At 71.3% G+C, this 17,642-nt stretch carries 18 protein-coding genes, 5 tRNA genes and 1 pseudogene; 6 read left to right on the top strand and 18 right to left on the bottom strand.

The features are described 5' to 3' along the window. Positions 1 to 79: 79 nt before the first annotated feature. A complete protein-coding gene (locus ABD329_RS39450; protein WP_344317650.1) occupies positions 80 to 1,930 on the bottom strand; it encodes a DAK2 domain-containing protein in 1,851 nt (616 codons plus the stop codon). A 265-nt stretch (positions 1,931 to 2,195) separates the two neighbouring features. Here ABD329_RS39450 and rpmB point away from each other — a divergent pair, with 265 nt between their 5' ends. After that, entirely contained in the window at positions 2,196 to 2,381 is a 186-nt protein-coding gene (gene rpmB / locus ABD329_RS39445; protein WP_009714771.1) for a 50S ribosomal protein L28, read from the top strand. Between the two features lie 89 nt (positions 2,382 to 2,470). Here the strand turns inward: rpmB and thiD are convergent, their stop codons facing one another. Beyond that, positions 2,471 to 3,310 (bottom strand): bifunctional hydroxymethylpyrimidine kinase/phosphomethylpyrimidine kinase, encoded by an 840-nt coding sequence (thiD, locus tag ABD329_RS39440; RefSeq protein WP_344317649.1) that lies wholly within the window; start codon positions 3,308 to 3,310, stop codon positions 2,471 to 2,473. Between the two features lie 102 nt (positions 3,311 to 3,412). After that, positions 3,413 to 4,381 (bottom strand): thiamine-phosphate kinase, encoded by a 969-nt coding sequence (locus tag ABD329_RS39435; RefSeq protein ID WP_344317648.1) that lies wholly within the window; start codon positions 4,379 to 4,381, stop codon positions 3,413 to 3,415. Between the two features lie 136 nt (positions 4,382 to 4,517). Here ABD329_RS39435 and ABD329_RS39430 point away from each other — a divergent pair, with 136 nt between their 5' ends. Together ABD329_RS39430 and ABD329_RS39425 are read left to right on the top strand one after the other, a co-directional pair. After that, positions 4,518 to 4,751, top strand: coding sequence for an Lrp/AsnC family transcriptional regulator (locus ABD329_RS39430; protein WP_037948554.1), 234 nt, complete (start codon positions 4,518 to 4,520; stop codon positions 4,749 to 4,751). A gap of 20 nt (positions 4,752 to 4,771) precedes the next feature. Further along, the gene (locus ABD329_RS39425) at positions 4,772 to 5,269 is read left to right on the top strand and encodes a DUF3515 domain-containing protein (RefSeq protein WP_344317647.1); all 498 of its coding nucleotides are present in this window, start codon (positions 4,772 to 4,774) and stop codon (positions 5,267 to 5,269) included. A 42-nt stretch (positions 5,270 to 5,311) separates the two neighbouring features. On the opposite strand, the gene ABD329_RS39420 is transcribed toward ABD329_RS39425, so the two are convergent. From ABD329_RS39420 to ABD329_RS39410, 3 genes are read right to left on the bottom strand one after another with little or no spacing between them, the layout of a single operon-like run. Further along, positions 5,312 to 6,484 (bottom strand): D-alanine--D-alanine ligase family protein, encoded by a 1,173-nt coding sequence (locus ABD329_RS39420; RefSeq protein WP_344317646.1) that lies wholly within the window; start codon positions 6,482 to 6,484, stop codon positions 5,312 to 5,314. A 34-nt stretch (positions 6,485 to 6,518) separates the two neighbouring features. Further along, positions 6,519 to 7,520 carry an NAD(P)H-dependent glycerol-3-phosphate dehydrogenase gene (locus ABD329_RS39415; protein WP_037948547.1) on the bottom strand — a complete coding sequence of 334 codons (1,002 nt, stop codon included), beginning with the start codon at positions 7,518 to 7,520 and terminating at the stop codon, positions 6,519 to 6,521. Beyond that, positions 7,517 to 8,275, bottom strand: coding sequence for a lysophospholipid acyltransferase family protein (locus ABD329_RS39410; RefSeq protein WP_344317644.1), 759 nt, complete (start codon positions 8,273 to 8,275; stop codon positions 7,517 to 7,519). The genes ABD329_RS39415 and ABD329_RS39410 overlap by 4 nt, the downstream gene beginning before the upstream one ends. A gap of 170 nt (positions 8,276 to 8,445) precedes the next feature. Between ABD329_RS39410 and cofC the strand changes: the two are divergent. After that, a pseudogene (cofC, locus tag ABD329_RS39405) lies at positions 8,446 to 9,060 on the top strand (2-phospho-L-lactate guanylyltransferase); the annotation flags it as partial. A 362-nt stretch (positions 9,061 to 9,422) separates the two neighbouring features. Here the strand turns inward: cofC and ABD329_RS39400 are convergent. The 4 genes from ABD329_RS39400 to leuC form a co-directional block, all read right to left on the bottom strand. Further along, positions 9,423 to 9,995: an HU family DNA-binding protein gene (locus ABD329_RS39400; protein ID WP_344317643.1), complete on the bottom strand. Its 573-nt coding sequence runs from the start codon at positions 9,993 to 9,995 to the stop codon at positions 9,423 to 9,425. A 125-nt stretch (positions 9,996 to 10,120) separates the two neighbouring features. After that, positions 10,121 to 10,366: an SCO5555 family protein gene (locus ABD329_RS39395; RefSeq protein WP_344317642.1), complete on the bottom strand. Its 246-nt coding sequence runs from the start codon at positions 10,364 to 10,366 to the stop codon at positions 10,121 to 10,123. Positions 10,367 to 10,490: 124 nt separating this feature from the next. Then, positions 10,491 to 11,084: a 3-isopropylmalate dehydratase small subunit gene (gene leuD / locus ABD329_RS39390; RefSeq protein ID WP_344317641.1), complete on the bottom strand. Its 594-nt coding sequence runs from the start codon at positions 11,082 to 11,084 to the stop codon at positions 10,491 to 10,493. 6 nt (positions 11,085 to 11,090) lie between these two features. Then, positions 11,091 to 12,521 carry a 3-isopropylmalate dehydratase large subunit gene (leuC, locus tag ABD329_RS39385; RefSeq protein ID WP_344317639.1) on the bottom strand — a complete coding sequence of 477 codons (1,431 nt, stop codon included), beginning with the start codon at positions 12,519 to 12,521 and terminating at the stop codon, positions 11,091 to 11,093. Between the two features lie 142 nt (positions 12,522 to 12,663). Here leuC and ndgR point away from each other — a divergent pair, with 142 nt between their 5' ends. Then, positions 12,664 to 13,380 (top strand): IclR family transcriptional regulator NdgR, encoded by a 717-nt coding sequence (ndgR, locus tag ABD329_RS39380; RefSeq protein WP_030834082.1) that lies wholly within the window; start codon positions 12,664 to 12,666, stop codon positions 13,378 to 13,380. 27 nt (positions 13,381 to 13,407) lie between these two features. Here the strand turns inward: ndgR and ABD329_RS39375 are convergent, their stop codons facing one another. Further along, positions 13,408 to 13,902, bottom strand: a complete 495-nt coding sequence (locus ABD329_RS39375) for a DUF4188 domain-containing protein (RefSeq protein ID WP_344317638.1) — start codon at positions 13,900 to 13,902, stop codon at positions 13,408 to 13,410. A 95-nt stretch (positions 13,903 to 13,997) separates the two neighbouring features. Here ABD329_RS39375 and ABD329_RS39370 point away from each other — a divergent pair, with 95 nt between their 5' ends. Then, positions 13,998 to 14,639 (top strand): MerR family transcriptional regulator, encoded by a 642-nt coding sequence (locus tag ABD329_RS39370; RefSeq protein ID WP_344317637.1) that lies wholly within the window; start codon positions 13,998 to 14,000, stop codon positions 14,637 to 14,639. Positions 14,640 to 14,701: 62 nt separating this feature from the next. Here ABD329_RS39370 and ABD329_RS39365 read toward each other — a convergent pair. From ABD329_RS39365 to ABD329_RS39335, 7 genes are all read right to left on the bottom strand, one after another. Next, positions 14,702 to 14,777 (bottom strand) — tRNA-Glu (locus tag ABD329_RS39365). Between the two features lie 22 nt (positions 14,778 to 14,799). Beyond that, positions 14,800 to 14,871: transfer RNA gene (locus ABD329_RS39360), tRNA-Gln, on the bottom strand. Between the two features lie 13 nt (positions 14,872 to 14,884). Continuing rightward, a tRNA-Glu gene (locus ABD329_RS39355) sits at positions 14,885 to 14,957 on the bottom strand. A gap of 31 nt (positions 14,958 to 14,988) precedes the next feature. Beyond that, positions 14,989 to 15,061: transfer RNA gene (locus tag ABD329_RS39350), tRNA-Glu, on the bottom strand. Between the two features lie 50 nt (positions 15,062 to 15,111). Further along, positions 15,112 to 15,183, bottom strand: a tRNA-Gln gene (locus ABD329_RS39345). 167 nt (positions 15,184 to 15,350) lie between these two features. Beyond that, the gene (gene gltX / locus ABD329_RS39340) at positions 15,351 to 16,838 is read right to left on the bottom strand and encodes a glutamate--tRNA ligase (protein ID WP_344317636.1); all 1,488 of its coding nucleotides are present in this window, start codon (positions 16,836 to 16,838) and stop codon (positions 15,351 to 15,353) included. Continuing rightward, complete coding sequence (locus ABD329_RS39335; RefSeq protein ID WP_020868197.1) at positions 16,831 to 17,622, bottom strand: fumarylacetoacetate hydrolase family protein; 792 nt, start codon at positions 17,620 to 17,622, stop codon at positions 16,831 to 16,833. Before ABD329_RS39335 ends, gltX begins: the two co-directional genes overlap by 8 nt. Positions 17,623 to 17,642: the final 20 nt, after the last annotated feature.

The following is a 17,642-nucleotide window of genomic DNA, read 5'->3' as shown; positions in this document are numbered from 1 at the left end:
TCCATTGCACACCACGGGGGTGACAATCGGGGACGACGAGCCGGGTGGTTCGGCGGATGGCCGCTCCGGGCGGCCGGGCTCATTCGATGCCTATGATCAGCGGCGCGGTGGGCTGACCGCCGTGGTAGACGACCGTGTCGACGGCGAAGTGCCCATCCCGCACATGCCGCTCCAGCCGTTCGGCTACCTCGTCCGGAAGGTCCGCGCCGAGCACCAGCGTGACCATCTCGCCGCCCGACGCCAGCATCCGGTCAAGCACCGTCTCGGCGGTCGCGGCCAGCTCGGAGCCGATCACCGCCACATCGCCGTCGATCATGCCCAGGACGTCCCCGGCCTGGCACACCCCGGCCATGGTCCAGGACTGGCGCTCGGCGACGGCCAGCTCCGCGTAGCGGGTGGCGCCCGCTGCCGAGGTCATGGCGACCACGTCCTCGTCGAAGCTGCGGCCGGGCTCGTGGACGGCGAGCGCGGCGATGCCCTGGACGGCGGAGCGGGTGGGGATCACCGCGACCCGTACGCCCTCGGCGCGGGCCTGGGCCGCGGCCGCGGCCGCCGTGTGGTGCAGCTCGGTGTCGTTGGGCAGCAGCACGACCTCCCGGGCGTGCTCCCGCCGCACCGCGTCCACCAGCCCACCGCTGGCGGGCGGCTCCCCGGGGCGGGTGGCGACCGCGGTCGCGCCCTCCTCGGCGCACAGCGCGGCCAGCGCGTCGCCGTGGACGACAGCGACCACGGCACGGGGCGCGCGCTCGGCGCGCGGGCCTCCCGCGGGGCCCTGGGCGCCGGACTGATCCGGCAGGACGATGGCCGTATCCGGCCGGTCCGGACCGCCCGAGCCCGCCTTACGGACGGCGGCGCCGCCGAAGTGGGTGATCCGGATGCGGTACGGGCGCCCGGCCTGGATGCCCGCCTCCACGGCCGCCCCCGCGTCGTCCACATGGACGTGGACGTTCCACAGGCCGTCGCCGCCGACGACCACCAGGGAGTCGCCGAGGGCGTCCAGCCGCTCCCTCAGGGCGGTCACGGCCGAGTCACCGGCCTCCAGGAGGTAGATCACCTCGAAGGCGGGCCCGCCGTCCGGGGCGCCGTCGGTGGAGCAGCCCGCCAGGTCCTGCCCGCCCGTCCCGGTGCGCGCCGGGGCGTCACGGCCGGGGCGGGCCGGGGCGGGCGCCGAGGGGGCCTCACCCGACAGCGCCTGGGCGAGCCCGCCCAGGACCGTCACCAGGCCGTAGCCGCCCGCGTCCACCACCCCCGCGCGGGCGAGGACGTCGAGCTGGCCCGGGGTGGCCTGGAGCGCCGTACGGGCGCCCTCGTACGCGGCGCGGGCCACCGTGGCGGCGTCGCCCGTGGCGCGCTCCGCGCTCTCCGCGGCGGCCACGGCGACCGTAAGGACGGTGCCTTCGACGGGGTGCGCGACGGCCAGGTAGGCGAGGTCGACCGCGCGCCGCAGCGCCCGCCGCAGCCCGTCCGCCTCGTCCGTGTCCGCTGCGTCCGCCGTATCCGCCGTGGACGCCGTATCCGCCGTGGACGCCGTATCCGCCGTGGACGCCGTGCCCGCCGCGCACGCCCTGTCCGCTGGGTCCGCGCCCCCGGCCGGTGTGCCGTCGGCCAGGACGTCCGCCATACCGCGCAGCAGCTGCGCCAGGATCGTGCCGGAGTTGCCCCGCGCGCCGATCAGCGCGCCATGGGCCATGGCGCGCACCACATCGGCGAGGGTGGGACGGGACGCGGCGGCCGAGGTCGCGTGGCCGTCGAAGGCGGCGTCGACGGCCCGGGCGGCGGACTCGACGGTCAGATACAGATTGGTGCCGGTGTCCCCGTCCGCGACCGGATAGACGTTGATCGCGTCGATGTCCGCCCGGGCCCGGCCCAGCGCGTCGAGAGCGAGCCCACACCAGGTCCGTACCGCATCGGCATCGAGCGTGTGCGGCACGAAGGGTCCTCCTCGGAGGCTGCTGGGGGCGGGGGTGGGCATCGCGTCATCGCAGGGTAGCCGCCGCCCTCGGCGGGTGCCGGGGCAGCCATGATAGTTTCGTTGTACGGGAGTGGCCGTTGTATGCTGCTCCGGTTGCCCGATGCGAATCGGGCCATTCCCCCAGGCGCCGCCGATCCTCCACGATCCAGGCAACGTCCGGGGCATCCGTTCAGTGTCCTGTCTCCTCGCGGGAAGCGAGGGCGACCCGTCTTTGGAGTAACCCGTGGCTGCCAACTGCGACGTCTGCGGCAAGGGGCCGGGCTTCGGCAACAACATCTCGCACTCGCACCGCCGCACCCGCCGTCGTTGGAACCCCAACATCCAGACGGTGCGCGCTGTGGTCGGTCGTACCCCGAAGCGGCTCAACGTCTGCACCTCGTGCATCAAGGCCGGCAAGGTTTCGCGCTAGTCGTCTAGTCGCACGGCCTCCCCGCGCAAGCGGGATACCGGTACGCCAGGCCGGTCCACCACTGGAGTGGACCGGCCTTTCGCGTGCCCTCAGCCGGCCGCCTCCGACAGCCACCCGTGGTCGACCGGGCCGATGCCCGTGCCCAGGGGGAAGCCCGCCGCGATGGCGCCCGTGACGTAGTCCTTGGCCGCCGTGACGGCCTCGGGGACCTCGTAGCCGCCCGCCAGATACGTGGCGACGGCCGCGGCGAGGGTGCACCCCGTGCCGTGCGTATGACGGTTGTCCTGGCGCGGCGCCCGCAGCCAGTGCTCCTCGGTGCCGTCGGTGAGCAGATCCACCGCGTCGCCGCCGGGCAGATGGCCGCCCTTGATCAGCGCCCACCGCGGACCGTGGCGCAGCACCGCCCCGGCCGCCCGCCGCTGGTCGTCCTCCGACTCCACCCGGACGCCGGTGAGCTGGGCCACCTCGTCCAGGTTGGGCGTGGCGACGGTCGCGGTCGGCAGCAGCTTCGTACGGACCGCGTCGAGCGCCTCGGTGGCCAGCAGCGGGTCACCGTGCTTGGAGACGCCGACCGGATCGACGACCACGGGCGCGGTGACGTCCGCGAGCAGCGCGGCGACGGTCTCGACCAGTGCGGCGGTCGCCAGCATGCCGGTCTTGACCGCCTGGACGCCGATGTCGTCGGTCACGCTGCGGAACTGGGCCCGTACGGCCTCGGCGGGCAGCTCCCAGGCGCCCTGGACGCCCAGCGAGTTCTGCGCCGTCACGGCTGTGATCACGCTCATGCCGTGGGCGCCCAGGGCCAGCATGGTCTTCAGGTCGGCCTGGATGCCCGCACCGCCGCCGGAGTCCGATCCGGCGACGGTGAGGACGCGTACGGGCGCCGAGCCGTCATGGGCGGGGCGGGGGACGCGGGGAGGTAGAGCCATGGCACCGAATCTACTCGGCGCCCCCGGCACCCCCGAACGTCCCCCAAGGCGCCCTTACGGTCACTCGGCGCCCTTACCGTCGCCACCCGTCGCACATCACCGTCACTCGGCGCCCTTACCGTCGCCGAAGTGGTCCCAGCCCCCATGGGCCCACGGGGCGCCGTCCACCGTCACCTGGGGCAGCGCCGAGGGGTTGAGCACCTCGCCGATCACCTTCCAGCGGGCCGGCAGCTTGGCGTCGGGCGGGAAGGTGGCCACGATCGCGTGGTCCTCTCCCCCGCTGAGCACCCACTGGAGCGGATCGACGCCCACCGCCTGCCCGATGTCCGACATCTGCGAGGGGACGTCGATGTCCGCCGAGCGCAGATCGATGCGGACCTTGCTGGCCTCCGCGATATGCCCGAGGTCGGCCACCAGCCCGTCGCTCACATCGGTCATCGCGGTCGCGCCGAGACTGGCGGCGGCGGGACCGGCGTGGTACGGCGGTTCCGGCCGCCGGTGCGCCTCGACGAAGGCCCGCGGCGAGCGGAAGCCGCGCGAGAGCACCGCGTGTCCGGCCGCCGACCAGCCCAGCCACCCGGTGACGGCGACAACGTCGCCGGGCTGGGCACCGGATCGGGTGACCGGCTCGTGGTTGCGCAGATCGCCCAGTGCGGTGATGGCGACGGTGATGGTGTCCCCGCGCACGACGTCACCGCCCACCACGGCCGCGCCCGCGACCTGGCATTCGTCGCGGATGCCGTCCATCAGCTCGGCGGGCCAGGTGACCGGCAGATCGGCGGGGACCACCAGGCCGAGCAGCAGGGCGGTCGGCACGGCGCCCATGGCCGCGATGTCCGCCAGGTTCTGGGCCGCGGCCTTACGGCCGACGTCATAGGCGGTGGACCAGTCCCGGCGGAAGTGCCTGCCCTCCAGCAGGATGTCCGTACTGGCCACGACCCTCCGGTCGGGCGCGGCCACGACCGCTCCATCGTCACCGGGCCCCAACCTCACCGCCGGGGTGGTGGTGAGCCGGGAGGTGAGCTCTCTGATGAGCCCGAACTCCCCCAACTCGCCCACGGTGCCCTTCATCCCATCGCCCCTTCGTGCTCGTGACCACTTTCCGCCGCGCCGCGCTCCCCGCGCGGGTCTCCCCGCGCCGCATGGCGACGCGGTACCGTGGCGTCCCTTCTTTCCACATGATCCTCGTAGCCGCCCTGGAGGTTCCGTGGTACAGGCGTACATCCTGATCCAGACCGAGGTCGGCAGGGCCTCGACCGTGGCCGACGTCATCGCCAAGCTCCCCGGGGTGATACAGGCGGAGGACGTGACGGGTCCCTATGACGTGATCGTGCGGGCCCAGGCCGACACGGTCGATGAGCTCGGCCGCATGGTGGTCGCGAAAGTCCAACAAGTGGAAGGGATCACCCGTACCCTGACCTGCCCGGTCGTCCATCTCTAGCTCCCCCGTATGATCGGCCGGTGAAATCCGCACACCGTAGTCTCACCCGACGGCTCGTTCCGCTGTCAGCCGCGGTGGCCCTGGCCCTGATGCCGGTGGCCGGTTGCTCCTTCACCGGGGATTCCGACGACACCAAGGCGCCCGCGGTTCCCACGCCGGCCCCACAGGCCGCCGCGATGTGCCGGGCGCTGCACAAGGAACTGCCCGACGCCGTGAACGGGCTGAAGCGGGGCACCGCCGAGCCCGCCTCGGACTACACGGCCGTGTGGGGGGACCCCGCCGTGCAGCTGCGCTGCGGGGTCCCCCGGCCGGAGGCGATGGGCTCCAAGACCGATTCGGCCGAGGTGAACGGCGTCGAGTGGCTCCCGGAGAAGCGAAAGGACGGCTACCGCTTCACCACCGTACTGCGCCGGGCCTATGTCGAGGTGACCGTGCCCGGGAAGTACTCCCCCGAGATCAACCCCCTGCTCGATCTCGCCCGCGCCGTCAAGAAGACGGTCCCGAAGGGCGTGGCCTAGCGATCCGGGGCGACTGGCTCCGGCCGGCGCGGCCCCATCCGGCTAGCGCAGCCCCGTCGAGCGGCGCAGCGCGGCCTCCAGCAGCCGGTCCACCAGCTCGGGGTAGCTCACGCCGCTCTCCTGCCACATGCGCGGGTACATCGAGATCGGGGTGAAACCGGGCATGGTGTTGATCTCGTTGATCACGAACTCACCGCTGTCCAGCAGGAAGAAGTCGGCCCGCACCAGTCCCTCGCAGGACGCCGCCTCGAAGGCGGCCACCGCGAGCTCCTGGACCCGCCGGGTCTGCTCCTCGGTGAGCGGCGCGGGCACGATGCCGTCCGCCGCGTCGATGTACTTCGCCTCGAAGTCGTAGAAGGCGTGGGAGGAGACCGGCGGGATCTCGGCGGGCACGCTGGCGCGCGGCCCGTCCTCGTACTCCAGCACCCCGCACTCGATCTCGCGGCCGCGCAGCAGCGCCTCCACGATGACCTTCGGGTCGTGGCGCCTGGCCTCCTCGACGGCCGCGTCCAGGTCCGCCGGGCCCTCGACCTTGCTGATCCCGAAGGACGAGCCGGCGCGCGCGGGCTTCACGAAGAGCGGCCAGCCGTGCTCCTCGGCGAACTCCACGATCCTCTGGCGGGCGGCGGAAGGTTCCTGCTCCCAGGCCCGGGGGCGGATCACCTCGTACGGGCCGACGGGCAGCCCGAAGGAGACGAACACCCGCTTCATGTACTCCTTGTCCATGCCCACCGCGGAGGCGAGCACCCCGGCGCCCACGTACGGCACCCCGGAGAGCTCCAGCAGCCCCTGGAGGGTGCCGTCCTCGCCGTACGGGCCGTGCAGCATGGGGAAGACGACGTCGACGTCGCCCAGCGCCTTGGGCACCGCCCCCGGCTCGCTGTAGACGACCTCGCGGTTCCCCGGGTCGACCGGGAGCACGACCGAGCCCTCGCTGGACTCGGCGAGCCGTTCGACGCTGGGCAGCTCGCGGTTGGCGATGGCCATCCGCTCGGGCTCGTCGGCGGTCAGCGCCCAACGGCCGTCCGTGGTGATGCCGATCGGCAGCACGTCGTACTTCTCACGGTCGATGGCGCGCAGCACGGCGCCCGCGGTGACCACCGAGATGGCGTGCTCGGAGCTGCGGCCGCCGAAGACGACGGCCACGCGCGGCTTCCGCCGCTCGCCTCCGGAGGAAGCCGGGACAGGGCCTGGGGAAGGGGTCTGGCTGCTCATATCGCGTTGAGATTACCTTGCGGTCCGCGCGGCGTCAGTGCCGCTCGGCCTTGGCGCTGCGGGACATCAGCTCTTTGAGTGCGACAAGGGGCTGTTTGCCGTCGTGCACGATCTCGACGACGGTCTCGGTGATGGGCATGTCGACATCGTGGCGGCGGGCGAGATCCAGCACCGACTCGCACGACTTGACGCCCTCCGCGGTCTGCTTGGTGACCGCGATGGTCTCCTCCAGTGTCATCCCGCGGCCCAGGTTGGTGCCGAAGGTGTGGTTGCGGGAGAGCGGGGAGGAGCAGGTGGCGACGAGGTCGCCCATGCCCGCCAGGCCCGCGAAGGTGTGGGCGTCGGCACCCATCGCCAGGCCCAGCCGGGTCGTTTCGGCGAGGCCGCGGGTGATGAGCGACGCCTTGGTGTTGTCACCGAGGCCCATGCCGTCGGCGATGCCCACGGCCAGCGCGATGACGTTCTTCACCGCGCCGCCCAGCTCGCAGCCGACCACGTCGGTGTTGGTGTACGGGCGGAAGTACGCGGTGTGGCAGGCGGTCTGGAGGCGGCGGGCCACGCTCTCGTCGGGGCAGGCGACCACGGAGGCTGCGGGCTGCCGGGCGGCGATCTCCTTGGCGAGGTTGGGCCCGGTGAGCACCGCGACGCGCTCCGCGGGCGCCTTGGCGACCTCCTGGACGACCTCGCTCATCCGCTTGGCCGTGCCGAGTTCGACGCCCTTCATCAGGGAGACCAGCACGGTGTCGGCGGCCAGCAGCGGGGCCCAGTCGGAGAGGTTGCCGCGCAGCGTCTGGGAGGGCACGGAGAAGACGGTGAACTCCGCGCCGTCCGCGGCCTCGGCCGGGTCGGTGGTGGCCCGCACGCCGTCCGGGAGCCGCACCCCGGGGAAGTAGTCGGGATTGCCGCGGCCGGTGTTGATGGCCTCGACGACACCGGGCCGGCGTCCCCACAGCGTCACCTCGCACCCCGCGTCGGCGAGCACCATCGCGAAGGCGGTGCCCCAGGAGCCGGTGCCGAAGACGGCGCAGCGCGTCACTTGCTCTCCTCATCGGCCAGCGGGAGCGGCGGGCCGTCGGTGCTGGACCGGGTGGGCCGGTCGTACCTCTGAACGGGCGCCGGCTCGCCGCGCACCTCGGAGAGGAGCTCGGTGATGGCGTCCATGATGGTGTCGGTGGCCGCCCTGAGGACCTCGGCGGTGGGCTCCTGGCCGTAGAACTCGGACAGGTCCACCGGCGGGCCGGCGTGCACCTTGAGCGTCTTACGGGGGAAGAGGCGGACCCGCTTCTCCTTGGCGTACGGCGGCACGGCCTCGTTGGCGCCCCACTGGGCGACGGGGATGACCGGGGCCTTGGTGAGCAGCGCGACCCGCGCCGCGCCGGTCTTTCCGCGCATGGGCCACATGTCGGGGTCGCGGGTGAGGGTGCCCTCGGGGTAGAACGCCACGCACTCCCCCTTGTTGATGGCGTCCACGGCGGAGCGGAAGGCGTTGGCGGCGTCGGTGGACTCGCGGTAGACGGGGATCTGGCCGGTGCCCCGGAGCATGCTGCCCACGAAGCCTCCTCTGAAGAGGGCGGCCTTGGCGAGGAAGCGCGGCACCCTTCCGGTGTTGTACTGGAAGTGCGCGTAGGAGAGCGGGTCGAGATACGAGTTGTGATTGATCGCGGTGATAAATCCACCGTCGGCGGGAATGTGCTCCATTCCGTGCCAGTCCCGCTTGAACAGAACCACCAGCGGCGGTTTGCACAAGACCGCTGCCATGCGGTACCAGAAGCCGATTCTGCGGCCGGACACTCGGAACATCCTCTCTTGGACCCTGCTGACCTGCTGGCTTGCTGTCGTCCCCGTAGCCGCACAAGTGTCGCTCCAGGCACCCCGTCTGTCGAGGACACCGTAACCCCGCAGGTCTTCGGCGAGCCGGGCAGCAGGTCAGAATGAGGCCCGTGGGAAGAAACGGAGCCCCTGTGACCTGGACCCTCGTGGTGCCGCTGAAGCCCTTGGCACGGGCCAAGACCAGGCTCTCCGACGCGGCGGGGGACGGCCCCCGGGCCTCGCTCGCCCTCGCGTTCGCCCAGGACACGGTGGGCGCGGCGCTGGCGAGCCGGTGGGTGCGGGAGGTGACCGTCGTCACCGACGATCCGCTCGCCGGACGTGAGCTGTCGGCCCTCGGCGCCCGGATCCTGCCCGACTCCCCGGGGCTCGGGCTGAACGCGGCGCTCGCGCACGGTGCCCGCGCGGTCCGCGGGGAGCGCCCGGAGGCCGCCGTGGCGGCGCTGAACGCCGATCTCCCGGCGCTGCGGACGGCGGAGCTCGACCTGGTGCTCGAGGCCGCCGCCGGCTTCTCACGCGCCTTCCTGGCGGACGCCGCGGGGGTGGGCACCACGCTGCTCTCGGCGGCGCCGGGCACCGAGCTGGCGCCCGCCTTCGGGGGCCCGTCGCGGGACCGGCACCGGGCGTCGGGGGCGCGGGAGATCGAGCTGGCGGGGGTGGACTCGGTGCGGCGCGACGTGGACACGGCCGGGGACCTGCGCGCGGCGGTGGCCCTGGGCGTGGGCGCCCACACCAGGGCTAGGCTGGCGGACATGCAGGGAACCGCCTATACGTACGACCCCGAGACCCGCGCCGGCAGCGTGCTGCTGGACGACGGCACCCCGCTGCCGTTCGACACCGCGGCCTTCGACGCCGGGGGGCTGCGGATGCTGCGCCCGGGGCAGCGGGTGCGGATCGAGGTCGAGGGCGAGGGCGAGCAGCGCCGGGTCGTCTTCGTCACGCTCCAGACGTTCTGAGCGCCGTGAGGCTCCGAGCCCGGCGGACGGATCCGGGTGCCACGGGGTTCTGAGCGCGGATCCCTGGAATGCCGGGCGCCGACAGCACCGCGGGCCGGGCTCCCTCGGGGAGCCCGGCCCGGCGCGGATGCGGTGGGGCGCCTGAGCGCCGCCGGCTAGCGCTTCCTGGCGGTGGTCTTCTTCGCGGTGGTCTTACGGGCGCTCGTCTTGCGCGCCGGGGCCTTCTTCGCCGTGGCCTTGGCGGGAGCCTTCTTGGCCGTGGTCTTCTTCGCGGGGGCCTTCTTGGCCGTGGTCTTGGCGGGAGCCTTCTTGGCCGCGGCCTTCTTGGCCGTGGTCTTCTTCGCGGGAGCCTTCTTGGCGGTCGCCTTCTTGGCCGCGGCCTTCTTCGCCGCCACCTGGAGGCTGCCCTTCGGCGCCTTCTTCACGGCGACCTCGCCGCCGCGCGGGAGCTTCTTGGAGCCGCTCACCAGATCCTTGAAGCCCTGACCGGGACGGAAGCGGGGCACCGAGGTCTTCTTGACCCGCACGCGCTCCCCGGTCTGGGGGTTACGGGCGTACCGGGCGGGCCGCTCCACCTTCTCGAACGAACCGAATCCAGTGACCGAAACTCGCTCCCCGGAGACGACTGCCCGGACGATGGCGTCCAGGACGGCGTCTACGGCATCGGCGGCCTGCTGACGGCCGCCGACCTTGTCGGCAATCGCTTCTACGAGCTGCGCCTTGTTCACGTCTTCCCCTTCGGAGACATTGCCGGAATCAATGTGTTCAAGCCTTTTCGCACGTTAGGCAGATATATACCGCAAATCAAACACGAAACGGGCTAATCACCCTTGTGCCGCAACGCACTCGATCGTCACGGACTTCCGTCGGTGTCGGGATCTTGGGGGAAACGCCCCTCGTCGAGGTCGTTCATGAACCGCTCCAGACGCGTTGCCGCATCTGCGAGATCGTGTTTCGCCGCTGAGGTGATGACCAGCAGCTTCCGGGACAGCGCCATCCGTACGCCCTCCGGGACTTGCAGTGCGCGCACCTTTGCGTGCGCTTCCTTGAGCCGGTCGGCGACGATGCCGTAGAGCTCGAGTTGGCCGTCGCGTTCCATGCACTGATTGTGCCATCTGAGGCGAGTTGTCGCTTCACGGGGCCTCAACATGCCGATGCGCCGCCGGTCCGAGGACCGGCGGCGCATCTTGCCAAACCCGCTCTGTACAGGGCGAACCGGGGGGTCAGACCTCCACGGTGCTGGGCTTGAAGGAGGGGCGACGCGCCTCGTACGAGGCGATCGAATCCTCCTCCCTGAGGGTGAGGCTGATGTCATCCAGCCCCTCCAGGAGTCGCCACCGGGCATTCTCGTCAAGCTCAAAATCAGCCGTGATGCCCTCGGCCCGGACCTGGCGCCCGACGAGGTCCACGGTGACCTCCGCGGCGGGGTCCGCCTCGACCAGCTTCCACAGCCGGTCCACGGTCTCCTGCGGCAGGACGACGGTCAGCAGCCCGTTCTTGAGGGAGTTGCCCCGGAAGATGTCGGCGAAGCGGGCGGAGATGACGGCCTTGAAGCCGTAGTTCTGAAGCGCCCACACCGCGTGCTCGCGCGAGGAGCCGGTGCCGAAGTCGGGACCGGCCACCAGAACCGTTCCCCCCTTGTGCTCGGCCTTGTTGAGCACGAACTCGGGGTCCTTGCGCCACGCCTCGAAGAGACCGTCCTCGAAGCCGTCGCGGGTGACCTTCTTGAGCCAGTGCGCCGGGATGATCTGGTCCGTGTCCACATTGCTGCGGCGCAGCGGGACGGCCCGGCCGGTGTGCGTGGTGAATGCTTCCATGACTGCTCAGGCCCCCACGGGAGTCGATACGGCGGCGTCGGACAGGTCGGCGGGCGAGGCCAGATGGCCCAGCACCGCGGTGGCGGCGGCGACCTGCGGCGAGACCAGGTGGGTCCGGCCGCCCTTGCCCTGCCGGCCCTCGAAGTTGCGGTTGGACGTGGACGCCGAGCGCTCACCGGGCGCGAGCTGGTCGGGGTTCATGCCCAGGCACATCGAGCAACCCGCGTGCCGCCATTCGGCCCCCGCGGCGGTGAACACCTTGTCCAGCCCCTCCTCGACGGCCTGGAGGGCGACCCGCACCGAGCCGGGGACCACCAACATCCGTACGCCGTCGGCCACCGCACGGCCGGACAGCACCGAGGCGGCGGAGCGCAGGTCCTCGATCCGTCCGTTGGTGCAGGAGCCGACGAAGACCGTGTCCACCTTGATGTCGCGCAGCGGCTGACCGGCCGTCAGACCCATGTACTCCAGGGCCTTCTCGGCGGCGAAGCTCTCGCTGGCGTCCTCGAAGGTGGCCGGGTCCGGGACCGACTCCGACAGCGGGGCGCCCTGGCCGGGGTTGGTGCCCCAGGTGACGAAGGGGGCGAGCGCGGAGGCGTCGATGACGACCTCACGGTCGAAGACCGCGTCGTCGTCGCCGCGCAGGGTGCGCCAGTACTCGACGGCGGCGTCCCATTCCGCGCCCTGGGGGGCGTGCGGACGGCCCTCCAGATAGGCGAAGGTGGTCTCGTCCGGGGCGATCATGCCCGCGCGGGCGCCCGCCTCGATGGACATGTTGCACACGGTCATCCGGGCCTCCATCGAGAGCTTCTCGATGGCCGGGCCGCGGTACTCGATCACATAGCCCTGGCCGCCGCCGGTGCCGATCTTCGCGATGATCGCCAGGATCAGGTCCTTGGCGGTGACGCTCTCGGGCAGCTCGCCCTCGACGGTGATCGCCATGGTCTTGAACGGCGCCAGCGGCAGCGTCTGGGTGGCCAGCACATGCTCGACCTGGCTGGTGCCGATGCCGAACGCGAGCGCGCCGAAGGCACCGTGGGTCGAGGTGTGGCTGTCACCGCAGACCACGGTCGTGCCCGGCTGGGTCAGCCCCAGCTGCGGTCCCACCACGTGGACGACGCCCTGCTCGACATCGCCGAGCGGGTGCAGCCGGACACCGAACTCCGCGCAGTTCTTGCGCAGCGTCTCCAACTGGGTGCGCGAGACGGGGTCCGCGATCGGCTTGTCGATGTCGAGGGTGGGGGTGTTGTGGTCCTCGGTCGCGAGGGTGAGATCGGTACGACGGACCGTGCGGCCGGCCTTGCGCAGGCCGTCGAACGCCTGCGGGCTGGTCACCTCGTGCAGCAGGTGCAGATCGATGAAGAGCAGGTCGGGCTCGCCTTCGGCGCGCCGGACGACATGGTCGTCCCAGACCTTCTCCGCGAGTGTCCGTCCCATCGCTGTTCCCTCCGGCCGGCGCCAGTGCCGGCCCAACTCGAGTCAAGTGCGTGCCCTGGTCTCGGGCCCGCCATTTACAGGGTGGCGGGTATCCCCGACAAATGAACTTGCGTTTCATACTGTGAGACGCGAGTATCGTTTCATGGACAACACTAGCGGTGTCGGCGTTCTCGACAAGGCTGCTCTGGTTCTGAGCGCCCTGGAGTCCGGTCCGGCCACCCTCGCCGGGCTGGTCGGGGCGACCGGCCTCGCCCGCCCCACGGCACACCGGCTCGCGGTGGCGCTCGAGCACCACCGGATGGTGGCGCGTGACATGCAGGGACGCTTCATTCTGGGCCCGCGCCTGGCCGAGCTGGCGGCGGCCGCGGGCGAGGACCGGCTGCTCGCCACGGCCGGGCCCGTGCTCACCCATCTCCGGGACGTGACCGGCGAGAGCGCGCAGCTCTACCGGCGCCAGGGAGACATGCGCATCTGTGTCGCCGCGGCCGAGCGGCTGTCCGGACTGCGGGACACCGTGCCGGTCGGCTCCACGCTCCCCATGAAGGCCGGCTCGGCCGCCCAGGTGCTGATGGCCTGGGAGGAGCCCGAGCGGCTGCACCGCGGACTCCAGGGGGCCCGCTTCACCGCCACCGCCCTGTCGGGCGTACGGCGGCGGGGCTGGGCCCAGTCGATCGGCGAGCGGGAGCCCGGCGTGGCGTCCGTCTCCGCGCCCGTTCGCGGCCCGTCCAACCGCGTGGTCGCCGCCGTCTCGGTCTCCGGACCGATCGAGCGGCTGACCCGCCACCCGGGCCGCATGCACGCCCAGGCGGTCATCGACGCGGCAGCCCGCCTGACGGACGCCCTCCGCCGGGGAAATTGATGAGCGCCTTACGGCGCCCATGGCGCCTCACTGCGCCTTGTCCAGGCCCAGCCGGTCGGCCGCACGATCTCCGCGGCGGCCGACCGGCACGACTCCGGTGGCCTTGCCCAGGCCGAACGCCGGCATGTTGATGTAGATCGCCTCGTGCGACCCGGCCGGTACGACATAGGTCTCGTGCCAGAAGCCGACCTTGCCCTTGCCCTCCCGCAGTCGGCGGTTGAACGCCGCCCAGGCGGGACGGTGCTCCTTGTCCTGGGCCGCCGAGTACTCCAGCAGCCGCTCGTGCGAGTCCCAGTACTGGACCACGTAGAGCACCCGCGGCGGGCCGATCAGCACCTGATGGCCCAGCAGCCCGCTCCCCTCGTCCCGCGACAGCTCGCGGAGCATCCGCGGCATCGCCCGGAAGACCGGCAGCCAGCTCCGCAGCGCGCGGAAGCGGTTGATGCGCATGCCGATCAGAAAGACGGTGACCTCCCCCTCGGCCTCGGCGGTCATACGGCCGGCGAGCAGCTCGGCACCCATGGTGATCCCCTCGTTCCCCGCGCCGGGATAGACTTGGATAGCGGCGCTATCCAGTACTTAGATAGTGCCACTCCCCAATGGAAGGTGCAACAGGGATGCGACTGGCGGAGCTCAGCGAGCGCAGCGGAGTGCCCACCGCGACGATCAAGTACTACCTGCGCGAGCGGCTGCTGCCGCCGGGAGAGCGGATCACCGCCACCCAGGCCGAGTACGGCGAGGAGCACTTGCGCAGACTGCGGCTGGTGCGCTCGCTGATCCAGGTCGGCCGGATGCCGGTGGCCACGGCGCGCGAGGTGCTGGCGGCCGCCGAGGACGAGTCACTCAGCCAGAATGCCCGGATGGGAGCCGCGGTCTGGGCGCTGCCGCAGGGCCCCGAGCCCGACGAGGACGATCCGCACGCCGCGCGCGCCCGCGAGCAGGTGGACGCCGTACTGGGGCGGATGGGCTGGTCCCACGGCCAGGAGCTGGGCGACACCTCCCCCGCCTACCGGATGCTGGTGGCTGCCATCGCCTCCCTGGACCGCCTGGGGTACCCCCATGACACCGAGCATCTCCTGGTGCACGCCCGGCTGGCGGGCGAACTGGCCGTGGCCGACCTGGACCTGGTGGAGACCTATGACACCCCGCCGGAGCGGATCGAGGCGGTGGTGGCGCTGACGGTGCTCTACGAACCGGTGCTGCTCAGCCTGCGGCGGCTCGCGCAAACCGAGGAATCCGGGCGTCGCTTCGAGGAGTGACCGGGGGCCACGGCACGAACGGGACACGAAAAAGCCCTCCGCCACCGCGGAGGGCTTTTCGCTGGTACCCCCGACCGGATTCGAACCGGCGCTACCGCCTTGAGAGGGCGGCGTGCTAGGCCGCTACACAACGGGGGCCTGAATCAGCACAAGTGCTGCGCTGGGCTACCAGGACTCGAACCTAGACTAAATGAACCAGAATCACTCGTGCTGCCAATTACACCATAGCCCATGGTATAGACCAGTACCCCCGACCGGATTCGAACCGGCGCTACCGCCTTGAGAGGGCGGCGTGCTAGGCCGCTACACAACGGGGGCTCTAGCGATCTCCGTCTCGCGAAGAGATCCGTACCCCCGACCGGATTCGAACCGGCGCTACTGCCTTGAGAGGGCAGCGTGCTAGGCCGCTACACAACGGGGGCTTGGTCCTGCTTTGATCAAGAGATCCGCCGGACATCCGGGAGATCTCCTGCTGGGGTACCAGGACTCGAACCTAGACTAAGTGAACCAGAATCACTCGTGCTGCCAATTACACCATACCCCACCAAAACGCCACCCCCGTAAGGGGTTTTGTTTGGTTTGCGCCTCCGGTCCGACCTCTCGGCGGCCCGTCCGGCGCAGGAAGAACATTACCCGATGGTGGACGGGCCACCAAAACGAGTATCACCGCGAGTGGCGCCGCCTCACGGGCGCGGGCGGCGCCTCACGCACCTATCCGGCCAGCTTCGCCAGCGCCGCGTCGACCCGGGCCAGCGTGCGCTCGCGGCCCAGGACCTCCAGGGACTCGAACAGCGGCAGTCCGACCGTGCGCCCGGTGACCGCGACGCGCAGCGGCGCCTGGGCCTTGCCCAGCTTCAGGCCGTGCTCCTCACCGGCCGCGAGGACCGCGGCCTTCAGGGTCTCGGCGTCCCAGTCCGCCTCGGCGAGCCGGGTGCGGACCGAGGCCAGGAGCGCGTCCGCGCCCGGCTTCATCGCCTTGGTCCAGGACGCCTCGTCGGCCACCGGCTCGTCGAGGAAGAGGAAGTCCACGTTGGCGGTGATGTCGGACAGGACCGTCAGCCGGGTCTGGGCCAGCGGGGCCAGCGCCTCGAAGGCGGCCGTGTCGAAGGCTTCCGGGGCCCACGGCGCGTGCGGGGCCTTCAGCCAGGGCTCGCACCGCTCGATGAACGCCTTCACATCCAGCAGCCGGATGTGGTCCGCGTTGATCGCCTCGGCCTTCTTGAGGTCGAACCGCGCCGGGTTGGCGTTCACCCCGGAGATGTCGAACGCCTCGACCATCTCCTCCAGCGAGAAGACGTCCCGGTCGGCGGAGAGCGACCAGCCCAGCAGGGAGAGGTAGTTGAGCAGCCCCTCGGGGAGGAAGCCGCGCTCCCGGTAGAGGTTCAGCGAGGCCTGCGGATCGCGCTTGGAGAGCTTCTTGTTGCCTTCGCCCATGACGTACGGGAGGTGCCCGAAGGCGGGCACCGTGCCGCCGCCCACACCGATCTCGGCGAGCGCGCGGTAGAGCGCGATCTGCCGCGGGGTGGAGGAGAGCAGGTCCTCGCCGCGCAGTACGTGCGTGATCTCCATCAGCGCGTCGTCGACGGGGTTGACGAGTGTGTAGAGCGGCGCGCCGTTGGCCCGCACGATCCCGTAGTCCGTGACGTTCTCGGGGGCGAAGGTCAGCTCACCGCGCACCAGGTCGGTGAAGGTGATCGGCTCGTCCGGCATCCGGAAGCGCACGATCGAGGCGCGCCCCTCGGCCTCGTACGCCGCGATCTGCTCGGCGGTCAGGGTGCGGCACTTCCCGTCGTAGCCGGAGGGCCGGCCGGCCTTGCGGGCCGCCTCGCGGCGCTCCTCCAGCTCCTCGGCGGTGCAGTAGCAGCGGTAGGCGTGGCCCGCCTCCAGCAGCTTCTCCGCGACCTCGCGGTAGAGGTCCATCCGCTGCGACTGGCGGTAGGGCGCGTGCGGACCGCCGACCTCGGGGCCCTCGTCCCAGTCGAAGCCCAGCCAGCGCATGGCGTCCAGCAGCTGGGTGTAGGACTCCTCGGAGTCGCGCGCGGCGTCGGTGTCCTCGATGCGGAACACCAGGGTGCCGCCGTGGTGACGGGCGAAGGCCCAGTTGAACAGGGCCGTGCGGACCAGGCCGACATGGGGGTTGCCGGTCGGCGAGGGACAGAAACGAACCCGCACGGGGGCGGAGGAGGGTGCGCTAGCCACGCTTGATCACCTTGTTGGTGAGAGTGCCGATGCCTTCGATGGTGACGGCGACCTCGTCGCCGACGGAGAGCGGGCCCACGCCCGCCGGAGTGCCGGTGAGCACGACGTCGCCGGGGAGCAGCGTCATCGCCTCGGTGATGTGCACGATCAGGTCCTCGATCGGGCGCACCATCTCGCTCGTACGGCCGAGCTGACGCTGCTCACCGTTGACGGTGCACATGATGCCGAGGTCGCCGGCGCGCGTCAGGTCGATATCGGTCTCCACCCAGGGGCCCAGCGGGCAGGAGGTGTCGAAGCCCTTGGCCCGCGCCCACTGCTTCTCGCGCCGCTGGGCGTCGCGGGCAGTGATGTCGTTGCCGCAGGTGTAGCCGAGGATGACGTCCTGGACGCGGTCACGCGGAACCTCGCGGCACATCCGCCCGATGACCACGGCCAGCTCGGCCTCGTAGTGCACCTCGGAGGAGAAGGAGGGGTACGCGACGGGGTCGCCGGGGCCGACCACGGAAGTGGACGGCTTGAAGAAGACGACCGGGACGTCGGGGACCTCGTTGCCCAGCTCCGCCGCGTGCTCGGCGTAGTTGCGCCCGATTCCGACGACCTTGTTCGGCAGGACGGGCGGCAGCAGCCGGACCTTGCTCAGGGGGACCTTCTGGCCCGAGCGCTCGAATTCGGCGAAGGGGTGGCCCTTGATGATGTCGATGACGGGGCCGTCCGGATCGGACGGTTCACCCTCCACCACGCCGAAGGCGACGTTGCCGTCGATGGAGAATCTGGCGATGCGCACGGGAAGCCTTGGCTCCTGAC

Source organism: Streptomyces javensis, from assembly GCF_039525925.1.
GTDB classification, from domain to species: Bacteria; Actinomycetota; Actinomycetes; order Streptomycetales; family Streptomycetaceae; genus Streptomyces; species Streptomyces asiaticus.
This window is presented reverse-complemented; position numbering and strand designations above follow the sequence as displayed.